Source organism: Streptomyces sp. NPDC088261 (assembly GCF_044740805.1).
In the GTDB taxonomy this organism is placed as follows: domain Bacteria; phylum Actinomycetota; class Actinomycetes; order Streptomycetales; family Streptomycetaceae; genus Streptomyces.
This window is the reverse complement of record NZ_JBIURL010000011.1, coordinates 145,265-160,551: the sequence shown is the minus strand read 5'-3', so window position 1 is coordinate 160,551 and position 15,287 is coordinate 145,265. Positions and strand designations below refer to the sequence as shown.

General features: G+C 68.5%; 11 protein-coding genes. 7 read left to right on the top strand and 4 right to left on the bottom strand.

Annotated features, from left to right (window positions below; translation table 11 throughout):
* Nucleotides 1–199: 199 nt before the first annotated feature.
* From ACIODU_RS22315 to ACIODU_RS22305, 3 genes are all read right to left on the bottom strand, one after another.
* Nucleotides 200–1,927, bottom strand: a complete 1,728-nt coding sequence (locus ACIODU_RS22315) for a hypothetical protein (protein ID WP_401769604.1) — start codon at nucleotides 1,925–1,927, stop codon at nucleotides 200–202.
* A gap of 341 nt (nucleotides 1,928–2,268) precedes the next feature.
* Nucleotides 2,269–2,808 carry a GNAT family N-acetyltransferase gene (locus ACIODU_RS22310; RefSeq protein ID WP_401769603.1) on the bottom strand — a complete coding sequence of 180 codons (540 nt, stop codon included), beginning with the start codon at nucleotides 2,806–2,808 and terminating at the stop codon, nucleotides 2,269–2,271.
* Entirely contained in the window at nucleotides 2,805–4,088 is a 1,284-nt protein-coding gene (locus ACIODU_RS22305; RefSeq protein ID WP_401769602.1) for an XRE family transcriptional regulator, read from the bottom strand. Before ACIODU_RS22305 ends, ACIODU_RS22310 begins: the two co-directional genes overlap by 4 nt.
* Before the next feature lie 205 nt (nucleotides 4,089–4,293).
* On the opposite strand from ACIODU_RS22305, the gene ACIODU_RS22300 reads away from it, so the two are divergent.
* From ACIODU_RS22300 to ACIODU_RS22280, 5 genes are all read left to right on the top strand, one after another.
* Nucleotides 4,294–4,473 carry an FxLD family lanthipeptide gene (locus ACIODU_RS22300; RefSeq protein ID WP_401769601.1) on the top strand — a complete coding sequence of 60 codons (180 nt, stop codon included), beginning with the start codon at nucleotides 4,294–4,296 and terminating at the stop codon, nucleotides 4,471–4,473.
* 215 nt (nucleotides 4,474–4,688) lie between these two features.
* A complete protein-coding gene (locus ACIODU_RS22295; protein ID WP_401769645.1) occupies nucleotides 4,689–7,643 on the top strand; it encodes a lantibiotic dehydratase in 2,955 nt (984 codons plus the stop codon).
* Nucleotides 7,640–8,914 carry a lanthionine synthetase C family protein gene (locus tag ACIODU_RS22290; RefSeq protein WP_401769600.1) on the top strand — a complete coding sequence of 425 codons (1,275 nt, stop codon included), beginning with the start codon at nucleotides 7,640–7,642 and terminating at the stop codon, nucleotides 8,912–8,914. The genes ACIODU_RS22295 and ACIODU_RS22290 overlap by 4 nt, the downstream gene beginning before the upstream one ends.
* A gap of 22 nt (nucleotides 8,915–8,936) precedes the next feature.
* A complete protein-coding gene (gene fxlM / locus ACIODU_RS22285; RefSeq protein WP_401769599.1) occupies nucleotides 8,937–11,018 on the top strand; it encodes a methyltransferase, FxLD system in 2,082 nt (693 codons plus the stop codon).
* A gap of 83 nt (nucleotides 11,019–11,101) precedes the next feature.
* The gene (locus ACIODU_RS22280; protein WP_401769644.1) at nucleotides 11,102–12,376 is read left to right on the top strand and encodes a hypothetical protein; all 1,275 of its coding nucleotides are present in this window, start codon (nucleotides 11,102–11,104) and stop codon (nucleotides 12,374–12,376) included.
* Between the two features lie 48 nt (nucleotides 12,377–12,424).
* On the opposite strand, the gene ACIODU_RS22275 is transcribed toward ACIODU_RS22280, so the two are convergent.
* The gene (locus ACIODU_RS22275; protein ID WP_161308980.1) at nucleotides 12,425–12,991 is read right to left on the bottom strand and encodes a hypothetical protein; all 567 of its coding nucleotides are present in this window, start codon (nucleotides 12,989–12,991) and stop codon (nucleotides 12,425–12,427) included.
* A gap of 116 nt (nucleotides 12,992–13,107) precedes the next feature.
* Here ACIODU_RS22275 and hemL point away from each other — a divergent pair, with 116 nt between their 5' ends.
* Complete coding sequence (gene hemL, locus ACIODU_RS22270) at nucleotides 13,108–14,442, top strand: glutamate-1-semialdehyde 2,1-aminomutase (RefSeq protein ID WP_401769598.1); 1,335 nt, start codon at nucleotides 13,108–13,110, stop codon at nucleotides 14,440–14,442.
* Nucleotides 14,439–15,122, top strand: a complete 684-nt coding sequence (locus ACIODU_RS22265; RefSeq protein ID WP_356425716.1) for a histidine phosphatase family protein — start codon at nucleotides 14,439–14,441, stop codon at nucleotides 15,120–15,122. Before hemL ends, ACIODU_RS22265 begins: the two co-directional genes overlap by 4 nt.
* Nucleotides 15,123–15,287 lie beyond the last annotated feature (165 nt).

Genomic DNA, 15,287 nt, shown 5'->3' with positions numbered 1-15,287 from the left:
GGGGGAGGAACGGAATCCGACCGAGCATGCTCATGAGTGCCGGATGGTGCTGTCCTTGCATGTCGGCACTTTCCGGCGTGTCATCCAATGCTGCTCGTGACGGCTGGTGTTTTGCGTCCGCTCAGGCGTTGAGCACGCAATTTCGTTCGTCTTGCCAGTGTGTTTTCCGTCGGTGCTCTGGAGTTCTGTTTGTTGCGCCTCATGCCCGCTCCGGGCAGCGGCTCTCACCGTCGCTTACTGCGTATGTCGAGACCTCCGCCGAGTGCACCGACATTACGGGATCAGGTCCGCCACGTTCCCGGGCGCGCACCGGGTCCCACAGGTAGAGGACATCGCCATCTGTGCTGAAAGCGAGCAGCGGACGATTGGTCGGGAGCGGCCCGTTGTGCACGGAGAGCTTGCCTGTGAGCGGCTGTACGCACATGCGTTTGCCCTGGATGCCGAAGTAGGAGGCCGGTGCGGTCGCGTTCACTACATCACGCGCGGCGCGGTGGGCCGCTTCGGAGGTCTGGCTCATGAACGCAACTCCTCCAGTGACGACGAGCACGACGGCGGCACTCGCGGACACGACGCTCACAATGCTCCTCTCCCAGGCCCAGTGGAAGTGGCGCGCCCAGCCGTAGAGGGCCAGAGGCGGCAGGAGCAGACCTACACAGCCGAGCGTGGGGAGCAGTGCGGCTGCCCCGGTCCAATAGACGGGGGCGGAAACCGAGTCGGTGGGGATTCCAAAAGCATCCTCCACATACAGGAACTGCAAGAATGAGCCGACGAACGGCAGCACCCACGGCAGGGGCAGGACGAGCACGGTGAGTAGGCCGGCGGCGTGCCTGCTGATCCAGGTCTGGCGAATGGCGAACCAGCACCCCCGGGGTATGTACCACAACAGAGCCAGACCGGCGAACGTGAGCAGAACACTTCTGATCTGCGCGGCGACGCCGTAGGGGTTCTGTTGGTGCCACATGTATCCGGGTATTGCGGTGCTGGCGAGGATCAATGTCCCGGCTGCCCAGCGCAAGGGCCAAGGGCGCCGCTGATTGCTCATGTACCAGTTGCCGACGAACCACGCTGCGACGGCGAGTGGCGCGAACATGACCAGTTGGCCGAGCAAGGAACGGTCGTACGCAAACCAGCCGTAGAAGATGAGCAGGGATGCCACGGCAAGGCGGAGTGCTACCCCTTGACGGCCGTGCCACCACGGATTTCCGTCCTCCCCCGTCTCATTGGCTTTGGGTCCCACGCTCTTGCGCACGCCGTGGCACGACTCGTCAAACTCGAAACCTCCGAGCCGCTGTCGACCGAGTAGTTCGCGGACCGCCGCTTCTTCAACGGATGGAGCAACGCCGATGGTGCGCTGCTCGTCAGCGAGCCCTGACTGGGTACGCAGCGAGGCCAACCAGCCGAGGCCCCGTCTGCTCCGCCAATGGGGCTCCCGAAAGACGCGCCATGTCACCAACGGCTCAGTCGCCTGGGCACGGACGAGAGACCCCCCTACGATGGTCACAGGCACATGCTTGCCCACAACCTCCAGGAGACGCTGGCGGGCGCCAGTTTCAGCGCCCCTGCGCGAGCCGGGAATTCGCACTTCTACGACGTATGCAGCTTGGTTCTCCGGCCGTCCGGGATCCTCCTGCTCCCCGGCCGGTCGGATCGCCCAACCTTGCTGCTCGCACAACCCCTTGGCGAGCAGCTGATCGCGCCCACGCTTCGGAGTCCGAAAGACCAGATCCACCCGCTCATCGAACTCAGCAGCAGGCAAGGGGACTTCCACTTCGTTGACAGCTGCGTCAACTTGAGCTCCGCCGGATGGGGAATTGTCCATCGCTCTGCGTGGACCGGAAACCCCCAACCGTGTCTCCGCTCTCGTCCTCCGTTCACTGTTCGACGAGTTCAGACGACGAATGAGCAGCGTGCCGAAGAGCATTGCCATGGCATCCCCTTTGCTGTCGGCGCGAAGGCTGAGATCCACCGCGACTTCGAGTGCTGCTGGCACCTTGCGGTACGGGGCAGCTCATCTGTCGTTGCGTACCCTTCCGACTCCTTCAGCGCCCAGGCACGCAGCTCCGCGTGGGGCCGTAGCCAGCGAGCATGAGGCACAGGGCGGCCGCAACAGAGGCGGTGTCGTCCAGGACGGCGCGCTGAAGCTGCTCCAGCCCTTGGACGGCGGGTATCGTCACGGCATCCAGTCTGCACTGCCCCGCTTGCGACAACGGCTTACTTCGTTGTTCCGCCGCTCGACCATGTTCTCGGGCGGTAGAGTCTTTGGGCTGATCAGTGGCTGGCGCGAATCATCACGGTGAGGACCGGCGAGGCTGGTGACGGTTGGCTTTGGCCGATGTCCTCGTAGCCCCACGTCCGGTAGAGCGCGTGGACCTTTCCGTCGCCTGCGGCCGGGTTGACCATGAGCGTGACGAAGGGTTCGTCTCGGGTGGTCAGGAAGGTGTCGTGGATGCGGATGGCGGTGCCTGTCTTTCGCCAGGGCGATCGGACGCCGATTTCCTTGAGGGCTACGGCCGGACGCTCGGTATACCGCGCCGCCGGCGCGGGGGTGGTGCGGTGCCAGTAGCGGTTGCCGTGCTCGATGGTGGTGCCGTAGGCGTAGCCGACCGGGTGGTCGTCCGCGTATGCGAGTACGGCTACGAAGCCGGGTTCGGTGCCGTGGCGGTCCAGGCGTTCGCCGAAGGCGGTGACCGCGTAGTTCGGCAGGTGGAGGAGTGGGGCTCGTACGTCGGCGTACACGTCGATGAGATCGCGGCGAACGGTGTCGAGCGTGGTGAACGTGCGGAGTTCGATGGCGGGTGCAGTGGTCATGCGGGAGTCCTCCAGAGGGCGGCGTGCTCGTTCCACGTGTGCACGGTGGAACTGCCCGGGGCGGTGGCGCGCAGCGCGGCTCCGAACTCTTGCAGCATGCGTGCCACGCGGGGGTGACGGGTGGCGGCGTCGGTGGGGACCTTCATCGCGGTGGCCGTGGCGGCGTCGGGGGCGCCCTGTGCGAGCTGGGCGTGGGCGAGGCGGGTTGTGGCGATGGCCCGGGAGCGAACCATGTGGGGTCGCAGCGCGGACAGGCAGCGGTGGGCGTGGAACTCGGCGGTCGGGTGGTCGCCGAGCGCCAAGTGCGCGGAGAGAGCCAGAGAGTCCAGTTCGGCCTGGTCGTAGAAGGCGCGCATCCACACCGGCCGGTAGTCGGCGGGGTCGGCGCGCAGCATCGCTTCCTGCGCCTGGTCGAACGTACGGCGGGTGCCGGCGCGGTCCTGCGCGGTGCCCTGGATGGCCCCCTGTCGGGCCAGGCCGAGGGACGCGAACAGGGGGTCGCGGCGGGTGAGGTGCAGGTTGCGGGCGACGTCGTTGGCAGCGATCGCGTCGGCAGGTCGGCCCATGTGCCGGTACATGGTTCCCGCGTGACTCCAGATGCGGAACTTGATCGCCTGGTCGCCGGACATCTCGGCGAGGGACTGGGCCTCACGCATGTGCGCCTTCGCGACGTCGTAGCGGCGGCCGTCGATGGCGGCCCACATGGCCGAGGAGCGGAACGCGGCGGCGGAGGCGTAGAGGCTGCCGCGTACACGCTGCGAAGCACTGCCCACGTGCTGGAGGTTCAGAGCCTCGTCGGCGAGGGCGGCGGCCTGCTGCTCGATGCCGAGTTGTCCGCCGTGGCGGTGGTCGCTGGCGATGATCTCGGCGAAGCGCCGCTGTAGTCGGTCGACATCGCTCATGCCGACACGGCGCGTTGCGGTGCCGGGAGCGGCCGCTGCCGCGGCGGCAGCCGCGGCGATGCCGCCGACGAGGGTACGGCGCTTCATGTCGAAGTCCTCCTGCTGCGGCGCGGCCGGGGTGGACGGAGTCCGGCTCCGTGGCACGAACCCTAAAGCCGTGGCGGGCAGGCCAGAGATGTCCTCAAGTGCTCTGCGGGTCGCCGACTTCGGCCACGTCACCCGGCCTGCCTTCCAAGCCCGGACCGACGAGCCGTCGAGCCCGCCGGCTCGGCCGGTCAGGTGCTCCAAGGCCCTGTTCACCGCGTCAGCAAGGCTGTTGGAGCTGTAGCCGTGTTCGGTCATCCACACCGCAAGAGTGGTGTTGCGCGCGATGTCCATCCACGCACGGTAGCTCTCACGTCACTCATTCTCCAGGTAATGAGAAGGTCAAATCGCCCTAGGTCATCCGGTGGGAAGGCTCGGTGATTGTCCTAACCGATGCACAGCCAACCGGAGTTACCTGGTTGTTGGTCGGCGCCGCGATGCCCGCCGATTGCCTCTGCGGGCACAGCAAGCCTCCCCCACCTATGAGGAGTTGACAGGAATGACACGAAGCACCGTAGTTCTCAGCTCTGTCCAGGCACCCCAGCAAAGCCCCGAGGCATCGGACGGCTTCGACCTGGACGTCACTCTCGTCGAGATCGCCGACCCGGCGGGTCTGGTCAACCTGACCGACGACGGCTGCGGCAGCACCTGCGGTGCCTGCACCACCAACGTCGCCTGACCCGTACCTCAGGTCTCCCGGCTGGTGCCGCGGCGCTACGGCGTGCGGCACCAGCCTCCCGTTCTCTCGTCCTACGGAGGTAGTCGGTGGGTGCTCCGCCCGATGCGTTCCGAACCGGCACAACCGCTCTCCTGCGCGCCGTCACCCTGCCGACGCTGTCGATTCTTCCGATTCCTGACCTCGACGACCGCTCGCCCAGCGGCTCGGCAGCCTGCGTGACGTGGCTGCGCGCGGTCTGGGCGAACGAGGACGTCGCCGAGGCGCTGAGACACTCCAGCCCTGCCCTGGCCATGCAGGTACGAACCTCGTGCGCGACCGAAAAACCCTCCGCACGGGACACGCGGCGCGCGGCGCTGTCCGTCGCCCGCTATCTGCTGCGGTCACAGCACCGGGCAACACCCTTTGGCCTTTTCGCAGGAGTGGCCACCGCGGCGTTCGGCCCGCAGGCGCGTTCAACCTGGGGTACGCGGCACGTGGCCGTCGCCCGCGCGGGGGCAGAGTGGTTGGCTGCCGTGATCGAGCGATTGGAGTCCTGTCCGGTCCTGCTCGACCGGTTGCCTGTCGTCGCGAACAACACCGTGACGAGCAGGGGAGACCGGCTCATCGTGCCGTTCCAGTCCGACGCCCAAGCCACCCGGACTCGTGCGGTCGAAGCGTCCCTCGCCCTGACCGAACCGGTGCGTTCCGTCCTGGCCGCGACGCGGGCTCCCCTTCAGGTCAGCGCGCTCGTGGACAAGCTGGGGCCGGAGTTCCCCGAGGCCGGCCCGGAGAAAATGAAACGCTTACTCGGGGAGTTGATCCGGCGGCGGGTGCTGATCACGAGTCTGCACGCGCCGAGCACCGAGACCGACGCCCTCGGACATCTGCTCGACCAGCTCGACGCGGTCGACGCCGGACATCTGGCTTCGGTCGCGGAGACCGTACGCGAGCTACGTGTGGTCCGGGCCGGCCTTGAGAAGTGGGCCATGCGCGGCGGCCGGGAACCCGTCGTAGCCCGGATGCGAGCCCTTGCGTCTGACCTGCACCGCCATCCCGTCGCGCTCGACCTGCGCCTGGACGCGCAGATCGTTCTGCCGGACGAAGTCGCACGCGAGATCGCACGCGCCGCTTTTGTCCTGACCCGGCTGAGCCCCCGCCCATACGGGACAGCGGCGTGGCATGAGTACCACCAGCGGTTCTATGAGCGTTACGGCATCGGCACGATGGTGCCGCTCCAGGAAGCGGTGGCCGACAGCGGCGCCGGTTATCCCGACAGCTACCTGGGCACCTCGGCCGACGCGCGTCGCCCGCGTACTTCCGCTCGCGACGACACCCTTGTACGGCTGGCCCAGACCGCCGCGCTCGACGGTCGCGACGAGGTGGTCCTCACGGACGAACTCGTCGCGGCACTGGACATCGGGCCCGACGAGCCGCGGACACCGCCACACATGGAGATGGGGGTGCGGGTGTACGCGGGTGGCCCGGGGGACTTGCAGCGTGGCCTGTTCCGGCTGGAGGTGGTGAGCGTGTCCCGGGGCGCCGGCGTATCGACCGGCCGCTTTCTCAGGATCCTGGCCCCCGCAGACTCCGACGCCCTGGCCGCGGAACTGGTCGATCTCCCAGCTGCGGACAGCAACACCGTCCCCGCGCAGCTCTCTTTCCCGCCGCTGTTACCCGAGAGCGCGCACGTCACCCGTACCCCGCAGGTCGTACCCACCCTCATCAGCCTCCAGGAGCACCGAGCCCCTGACGACGCCGTCCTCACCCCGGGCGACCTGGCGCTGGGGTGCGACGGCCGCCGCATGTATCTCGCCGCCCCCGAGCGAGGTCACCGTGTCGAGGCGGTCGGCATGAACGCACTGAACCCGCACACCCACACCCCGCCGCTGGCGCGCTTCCTCACCGAGCTGTCTCGCGCTCAGTACGCGCAGGTGACCATGTTCGACTGGGGCGCCGCGACAGCGATGCCGTTCCTTCCACGCCTGCGACACGGGCGCACGGTGCTGGCCCCTGCACGCTGGCGGCTGGAGGAACCCGAGATGCCCGGTGGCGCCAGCCCCCGGGCCGAATGGGATGCGGCGCTCACCGACTGGCGGGCCCGACGAAGGGTGCCGAGCCGAGTCCACCTCGTCGAGGACGACCGGCGCCTCTTCCTCGACCTTGATGAGGCCGGCCACCGGACGCTGCTGCGCCGACATTTCGACCGTAGGCGCCTGGCGGTGCTCGTCGAGGCCCCGGAACCGGAGGCGTACGGGTGGTGCGACGGCCGTGCCCACGAGGTCGTGGTGCCTCTCAAGGCGAGCCGTCCGCCGGCATGGCCGTCCCTCCCCGCTCCCACCCAGGCCCGCAGCCTTTCTCCGGACCAGATCCAGACCCCTGCCTCTTCTTCGGTCCTTCTGGCCGCAGTGTACGGAGACCCCCGTCGCCAAGACGTCCTGCTCTCGCGGCACTTGCCCGACCTCCTCGAACGGCTGGGCAACCCACCGTGGTGGTTCATCCGCTTCCGCGACCCTGGCCAGCACCTCCGCCTGCGCATTGCCGTTTCCGACCCGGGAGCCTTCGCCATGACGGTCCGTACGGTGAGCGCGTGGGCCGACGAACTGCGGAGCGTCGGCCTGTTGGCCGATCTCAAGTACCCCACCTCGTACCGAGAGATGGGCCGCTGGGGATCCGGCACCGCATGGGAAGCGGCCGAAGAAGTGTTCCGTACGGACTCCAGCGCCATCCTGGTCCAGCTCGCGCAACCGCAGCGCCCCGCTCCCCGCACCCTGGTAGCGGCTCACACGGTCGCCGTGGTCGCCGCGTTTCTCGGCGGTACCGAAGCCGCGATGCGGTGGCTGATCGACCACGTCCGGCCGACGGCTCCCACGTCTGTTCCACGACCGCACTTCACCGAGGCTGTGCGGCTCGCAGATCCCCGGGACAACTGGGCGGCCCTACGTGGCGTCCCGGGCGGAGACGCGATCGTGTCGGGATGGGCAGACCGGGATACTGCCCTTGCCGTGTACCGGTCGCACCTGCCGGGCCCGGACACCCGAGGCATCAGCGTCGATGACGTCCTGACTTCCCTTCTGCACGTCCACTTCGTGCGACACGTCGCGGTGAACTTCCCGGAGGAAGAGGTCTGTCTCTACCTGGCGCGCGCCGCCGCTCTGGCCTGGATTGCCCGAGCCGCGGGGAGCGCGTCGTGACCACCCATCCCGCGCAGGAATTGGTCGACGCGATCGCCTTCCAACTCACGGATCCCAAGACAGTGTCCCTCGGCCGCGGGTCAGCTTCCGCATACCAGCAGCACCTCGCCTACGGCCCGCCCGGCATCGCACTCCTGCACATCGAACGAGCTGCGAGCGGGCTCGGGCCTTGGCAGCCGGCCCACGATTGGCTCTCCGCCGCCTCCTGCCGTCCGCTCACCGGCGGCCCCGACAGTTATCCCTTCTACGGGGCACCCGCCTTCGCTCATGCCCTGGCCTGTGCCGCCGATCACCGGCCAGGTTCCTACCAGCGTGCCCTGAGCATGGTGGACCGACAGATCGCGGTAGACGTCCGGCGCCGTCTCGATGCCGCACACCGTCGTATTGATACCGGGCGCCTGCCGGAACTCGCCGAGTTCGACGCCGTGCGGGGTCTCGCCGGATACGGTGTCTACCTCCTGCGGTGCCACCCCGGCAGCCGCGTGACGAGCGCGGTTCTCGACTACTGCGTACGTCTCACCGAACCGATCACCCCTTACGACGAGACACTGCCGGGCTGGTGGACGGAGAGCGGACCCTCGGGCGGTCCGGACGAGCGATTTCCTGGTGGGCACGCCAACACCGGCATGGCACACGGCGTCGGGGGCGTGCTTGCGCTTCTGGCCCTCGCTGCACGGCAAGGCGTTGTTGTTGAGGGACACCGAACGGCACTGCGAACCATCCTGAGGTGGCTGGATCGCTGGCGCGAGGAAACCCACCGCGGACCGACCTGGCTGTACTGGATCACCCGCGACGAGTTGCGTACCGGCAGCCTCACCCCGCCCCCGTCCCGACGGCCGTCCTGGTGCTACGGCACCGCCGGTCTCGCCCGAGCCCAGCAACTTGCCGCGCTTGCTCTCGGAGACACCGGTCGTCAGGTCGGCGCCGAGAACGCGCTCGTCGCGGCCCTCACCGATCCAGGGCAACTGAAAGCCACGACGGACAACGGGCTGTGCCACGGCTTTGCCGGTCTCGCCCACGTTGCCGCTCGCACAGCCGACGATGCCCATCCGTCGACCGTGAATCAACTCCGCGCCGCGAGCCAGGCACTCCTGGCCGCGATCTGCCCGCCGGACACAGATTCCGAACTCGCCGCCGTGGCGCTGGTGCAGGACGCCGACCGGGGCCCCGGTTTCCTGGATGGCGCCGCCGGTACGGCGCTGGCGGTCATCGGACCCAGTACCTCCATTCCGCCGCAGTCCGCCTGGGACGCCTGCCTCGTCATCGCCTGATCTCCGATCGAAGGATCCTCCTGTGCCTCCCGACCAGTGGCAGCAGCACAACATCACCTTCGCCGATCGTGAGCGTGCTCAACGTGTTATTACCGAGCGTCTCGGCCCGGCTCTTCTCGCGGCCGAACAAGGCGGGCAGCTCCGCACCTGGTGGTTCATGAACAAGCAGCCCTGGCCGCTGAGATACCTCGCCGAAGAGCCTTCCTCGATCATCGAATCACTGTTGAGCAATCTCGTCGGCGAAGGTGCGTCCGTCTCGTGGCTGCCCTGCGTCTATGAGCCCGAAGCGGATGCCTTCGGTGGTCCGAACGCCATGGACGCCGCCCACGAACTGTTCCACCGCGACTCCCGCCATCTGCTCACCTACCAGCCGAGCCCGGAGCACCTGGGGCGTCGGGAGACCGCCGTCCTGCTGGTGAGCGCGATGATGCGCGGTGCGCGACTCGACTGGTACGAGCAGGGTGACGTGTGGGCAAAGGTGGCCGCCCTCCGGCCGGCCGCCACCCCACTACCACCCGAACGGGCCGCCGAACTGGTCCCGCCACTACGCCGGCTGATGCTCGCCGACGCCCGCAGCCTCTGCCGTTCGAACGGCCCGCTCCACGGACACGACGCATGGGTGGACTCCTTCGAAGGTGCGGGAGCCGCGCTCGCCGACCTTGCCCACCGCGGCGCCCTTACCCGTGGCCTTCGAGCCGTCCTCGCTCACCACGTCATCTTCCACGCCAACCGGGCCGGTCTCCTCCGTGACGACCAGAACGCCCTGTCCACCATCGCCAGAAGGGTAGTCATGGAAACGAGTGACAACACCCCGTCGTCCGACGGGCCCAGGACCGAGATCGATAGCGTCACCGCTGTGAACAACGACACGATGACCACTCCCGCGGCACACGCCGACAGGCTCCGTGACGCCCTGGTCGACCGGCTTCGCGCTGACGGGCACGTACGCACGAGCGCCGTCGAGACCGCGCTGCGGACCGTGCCACGCCACGTGTTCGTGCCCGAGGCGCCGCTCGAAGACGCCTACGCCGACGCGCCGGTGCACATCAAATACGACACCGACGGGACTTCGATCTCCTGCGCTTCCCAGCCAGGAGTTGTCGCGCTCATGCTGGACCAGCTCGACGCCCAGCCGGGCGAGCGCATCCTCGAACTCGGGGCCGGCACCGGCTACAACGCGGCCCTGCTCGCCCACCTGGTCGGCGACAGCGGACACGTCACCACGCTCGACGTCGATGACGACCTGGTGGAAGGTGCCCGCGTGCATCTGGCCGCCGCCGGGATCACCAACGTCGAAGCCGTGACCAGGGACGGCGCCCTCGGCTACGCGGAAGGAGCGCCGTACGACCGGATCATCGCCACCGTGGGGGCGCACGGCGTACCGCACGCCTGGCTGCGACAACTCGCGCCCGGCGGTCGGCTCCTCGTCCCCCAGCGACTCAAGGGCAGCGTTTCCCGTTCCATCGCCTACGAGAAGCGCGGAGGCCGATGGGTGTCCCTCGGCAGTGAGATGAACACTTTCATGCCGCTTCGTCGGGGCATCGCCGACGACAACCGCCGAGTCATCCCCCTCAGCGCGGACGGCAGCGTACGGCTCCAGGCATCTGCCGGGCAGAACATCGACACATCTGCTCTCGCCGGAGTCCTCAACCAGCCGCGTACCGAGGAGTGGACCGGTGTGACGGTCCGCGCCATGGAGTCACCGGAATGGATGGAGCTGTTCGTCACCTGCTCCCTTCCCTCCGGCCTGATCCGGATGCTGTTCCCTCAGAGTGCCAAGGGCGGGCTGCTCGCCGACGACCCCTACCCCTCGTCGACCGCGGCCGTCGACAAGGGCGCGGTCACCTACTTGGCAAGGCGCTTGTCCGAGCAGAGGACCCCGGAAGGCGGCAAGCTCTGGGAGTTCGGCGTGTTCGGCCATGGCCCCGGCAGCGAGGAACTGGCCGTCAGAGTCGCCGATGCCATCCGCACGTGGGACCACGAATACCGGGGTCTCGAGCCCACGTTCGAGATCCACCCTCTCGAAGCCCCCGCCATGGAGCCGCGCTCCGGCCGCTTCGCTCTCGACACCCCGTTGAACCGCATCGTAGTCAACTGGCAGTGATGCCCGCCGAGCAACAGACGGTGCTCTACCGGCGCACATTCAGCTGGCGGAGCACCGTCACCCCACTCACGCCCGGGGGATCCATGGACCCGCACGGACGCATCGCCCAACACTTCCCGCTCGTCGCCCGATTCCGGCCCGCCTGCCTGCCTCTCCCCAAGCGTGTGAGCGCGCTCGTCGACCTGGCGGACGCCGCGGTGAGGAAGACCGACCAGGGCCTGGCGTCGGCCGTCTACAACCAGGCGGCACTCATCGCCTCCGACATCGGCCTGCCCGACCTCGCACGCGAGTTGTGCCACCGGCACGCTGCCGCCTACCTCCACGCCTGCCCCCTGCCCGCCATGAGCGCGATCCGAGGGCTGGAACCGGTGGTCAACCTCGCCCGCCTCCAGATCCGCGCAGGCCGTGGAGATGACGGCCGTCGGCGACTGCTCGACCTGTACGAGGCCGTCAAAACGGGCTCAACGGTTCGGTTCGAGGGAGTCGCGATTCCGGCGGACCTCACTGCGACCGACGAGGATCGGCAGGAGGTCCGGGCGTGGCTATGGCGCGTGCTCTTGGCCGACGGCACACGCACTCTCACGACCGAGGGACGCTGGGCCGAAGCCCTCACACACATCGAGGCTCACCGCGGTGTAGGCAGCCGGATGCTCGACGGGCGCCAGGTTGCTGTGCTCGCCGCTCTCGTCAGGGGTGACACGGCGGGAGCCGCAGTTCTCCTTGCCGATACGACACCTGGTGATCCGTGGGAACAAGCCGTCGCAGCATGCCTGACCGTGTTATGCCGCCGCGCCGCCGGTCAGTCGGTCCAGGACCACCTGGCCGACCTGGTGAGGGCCTACTCCGAGCGGACGGCTGAACCCGGGATGACTGTCTTCGACATTCGGCTCGGCCTTACCGTCCTTGATGCGATCGGCTCCCCCGAGGAGACCGCGGCGCAGCACATCGTCAAGGAACTTCAGCGCAGGACGAAGGACTCCGAAGACGGCTACGCAGCCCGCGAGACTCTGGCGCACCCTCTGTTCGCCGCACTCGCCACAGATCGGCAACAGCAGGACTGCCGAGCACTGGTGCGTGCGAGCGCTCTCAGAGCAGGCGCTGTCCCGCACGGGCTACATGGACGATTGGTGGCGGCAGTACGCGCGTGTGACGGAGCAATACACGAAGGGGTTGCCCGCGACGCCGATCACCAGGTCGGCGTCGCGTTCCGGCCACGCACTCTAGGCGCTGAGGAACTTGCGGGCGCCCGCGCAGTGCCAGCAAGCGGACCGCGTCGAGCACCCCGCAGTCGGTCGACGTCGGCGGAAAGCGGTCCCGACGGAAACCTGCCTACCCTGCGGCCGTCCGGCCCCAACTGACGGCAGTCAAGTTGTCCACTGTCCGGGCCCCTGCCCCGCGACGCCGGGTCAGGGCCACACCAGGCAGTACGGCTGGTGGCCCGCCTCGTGGAGGCGGTGGCTGAAGTCCTGCCATTCGTGCAGGAGTTGGTAGACGTTGAACGCGTCCCTCGGGCCGCCTCGGTCCGGGACCGTGGACCAGATGAAAGCCGCCGCGCCCACGGATTCCTCGCCGATGTCGCGGAGCGGGTCCACCACCGTCATGGGGAGTTTCACCACCGCGTAGTCCGGGTGCAGGACGACCAGTTCGAGTGGGGGCACCTTGTTCAGGGGCATGCCCTGTATGCCCGTCAGGACCATCGCGGCTATCGTCTCCGGCTTGACCTTCGAGAACATGCCGCCCATGCCGAGTTCATCGCCGCCCAATTCCTCCGGACGCATGGAAATCGGGACACGGGCAGCCGTCGCCCCGTCGGGTGCGCCGAAATATTTGTAGGTCACCCCCACCCGGCCACCACTCCTGCTTTCCGGAATCTGCTCGCGCGCCTCGCGCTCGCGTCGCCGGTGCTTACCACGCCGGGCAGGCTCCGGACCGAGATCATCGGTTCCCTCGCCCAGTCCGCCACCGCGATGCATATCTCCACCCGACCACTCGCAGCCCCGGCCGCGCAACCCGATCATCGTGACAGTGACCTCCCCCACGCGCGTGCGGTGAAACACCTGTCCGCAAGAACGTCCGAGGCTCTGACACCATGGATTGCGTGAGCTTCCCCTATGACGCCCCAGTTTCGCAGACGCTTTTCGACCGTGCGGCCCTCGTGACGCCCGGCGGCGTGAACTCCCCCGTCCGGGCCTTCCGGGCCGTGGGCGGTACGCCCCGGTTCATGGTGTCCGGTAACGGTCCATACCTGATCGATGCGGACGGCCGTGAATATGTCGACCTCGTATGTTCTTGGGGGCCGATGATTCTCGGTCATTCACGCCCAGAGGTCGTCGAAGCGGTCCAGGCCGCGGTCGCCCGCGGCACCTCCTTCGGTACGCCGGGGGAGGGCGAGGTCGCGCTCGCCGAGGAGATCGTGGCCCGCGTGGCGCCCGTCGAGCAGGTCCGGCTCGTGTCGTCGGGGACCGAGGCGACCATGTCCGCGATCCGCCTCGCCCGCGGCTTCACCGGGCGGGCGAAGATCGTCAAGTTCGCCGGCTGCTACCACGGGCACGTGGACGCCCTGCTGGCCGCCGCCGGGTCCGGCGTCGCCACCCTCGGGCTGCCCGACACCCCCGGCGTCACCGGTGCCCAGGCCGGCGACACGATCGTCCTGCCGTACAACGATCTCGACGCCGTGCGCCAGGCCTTCGCCGCGCACCCCGGCCAGATCGCCTGCGTGATCACCGAGGCCTCGCCCGGCAACATGGGCGTCGTCCCGCCCCGCCCCGGCTTCAACGCCGGGCTCAAGGAGATCTGCGCCGCCGACGGCGCCCTCTACATCTCCGACGAGGTGATGACCGGCTTCCGTACCTCCAAGGCCGGCTGGTACGGCATCGACGGCGTCGCGCCCGACCTGATGACCTTCGGCAAGGTCATGGGCGGCGGGTTCCCGGCCGCCGCGTTCGGCGGCCGCGCCGACATCATGGGCCACCTCGCCCCCGTGGGCCCCGTCTACCAGGCGGGCACGCTCTCCGGGAACCCCGTCGCCACCGCCGCCGGGCTCGCGCAGCTGCGGCTGCTGGACGACGCGGCGTACGACACCGTCGACCGGGTCTCCGCCGAGATCCAGGGCCTCGTCGGCGAGGCGCTCAGCAAGGAGGGCGTCGCCCACCGCGTGCAGAGCGCGAGCAACATGTTCTCCGTCTTCTTCACCGCCGACGAGGTCCACGACTACGACGGCGCCAAGCGCCAGCAGTCCTTCCGCTTCACCCCCTTCTTCCACTCCCTGCTCGCCGACGGCGTCTACCTGCCGCCGTCGTCCTTCGAGTCCTGGTTCGTGTCCACCGCCCACGACGACCGCGCGATCGAGCGGATCGCCGCCGCCCTGCCGGCCGCGGCCCGCGCCGCCGCCCAAGCCGTAGAAGCAACGGAGAGCACCGCATGAGCGACCCCAGCGAAATGACCGTCGTCCACCTCATGCGGCACGGCGAGGTCCACAACCCCGACGGCGTGCTCTACGGCCGCCGCGACGGGTTCCACCTCTCCGAGCTGGGCCGGCAGATGGCCGACCGGGTCGCCGAGCACCTTGCCGCGCGTGACATCACTCACGTCGTGGCGTCCCCGCTGGAGCGTGCCCAGGAGACCGCGGCCCCGATCGCCAAGAGCCACGGGCTGACCCTCGACACCGACGACCGGCTGATCGAGGCGAGGAACGTCTTCGAGGGCAAGACGTTCGGTGTCGGCGACGGCGCCCTGCGCAAGCCCGCCAACTGGAAGCACCTCACCAACCCCTTCCGGCCGTCCTGGGGCGAGCCGTACGTCGACCAGGTCGTACGGATGATGGGCGCGCTCACCGCGGCGCGCGACGCGGCCCGGGGCCACGAGGCGGTCTGCGTCAGCCACCAGCTGCCGATCTGGATCGTCCGGAGCTTCGTCGAACACCGCAGGCTGTGGCACGACCCGCGGCGCAGGCAGTGCACCCTCGCCTCCCTGACGAGCTTCACCTTCCAGGGCGACAAGATCGTCTCCGTCGGCTATTCGGAGCCGGCGCGCGATCTCGTACCGGCGCATCTCCTCGCCGGCGCCAAGCCGGTCAAGGGCGGGACCAAAGCCTTCGGCGCGTAGGCGTCTCCTCCGCGTCCGCCCTCCCTGTCTCTGGTCTCCCTGTGTCTGCTTTTGTTAAAAGATGACAAGTCCTGGAACCTCCGCGTTCGGTACGACATCTCATGGGTTGCCGCTTGTAAAACCTGCCTGAGCGGCTCACGGGACGTGCGAGCGCGGATGGGGACG

Coding starts and splice junctions, on each gene's coding strand:
- ACIODU_RS22315 (WP_401769604.1), bottom strand. CDS start 1,927: ATGGCAATGCTCTTCGGCACGCTGCTCATTCGTCGTCTGAACTCGTCG.
- ACIODU_RS22310 (WP_401769603.1), bottom strand. CDS start 2,808: ATGACCACTGCACCCGCCATCGAACTCCGCACGTTCACCACGCTCGAC.
- ACIODU_RS22305 (WP_401769602.1), bottom strand. CDS start 4,088: ATGGACATCGCGCGCAACACCACTCTTGCGGTGTGGATGACCGAACAC.
- ACIODU_RS22300 (WP_401769601.1), top strand. CDS start 4,294: ATGACACGAAGCACCGTAGTTCTCAGCTCTGTCCAGGCACCCCAGCAA.
- ACIODU_RS22280 (WP_401769644.1), top strand. CDS start 11,102: ATGGACCCGCACGGACGCATCGCCCAACACTTCCCGCTCGTCGCCCGA.
- ACIODU_RS22275 (WP_161308980.1), bottom strand. CDS start 12,991: ATGCATCGCGGTGGCGGACTGGGCGAGGGAACCGATGATCTCGGTCCG.
- hemL (WP_401769598.1), top strand. CDS start 13,108: ATGGATTGCGTGAGCTTCCCCTATGACGCCCCAGTTTCGCAGACGCTT.
- ACIODU_RS22265 (WP_356425716.1), top strand. CDS start 14,439: ATGAGCGACCCCAGCGAAATGACCGTCGTCCACCTCATGCGGCACGGC.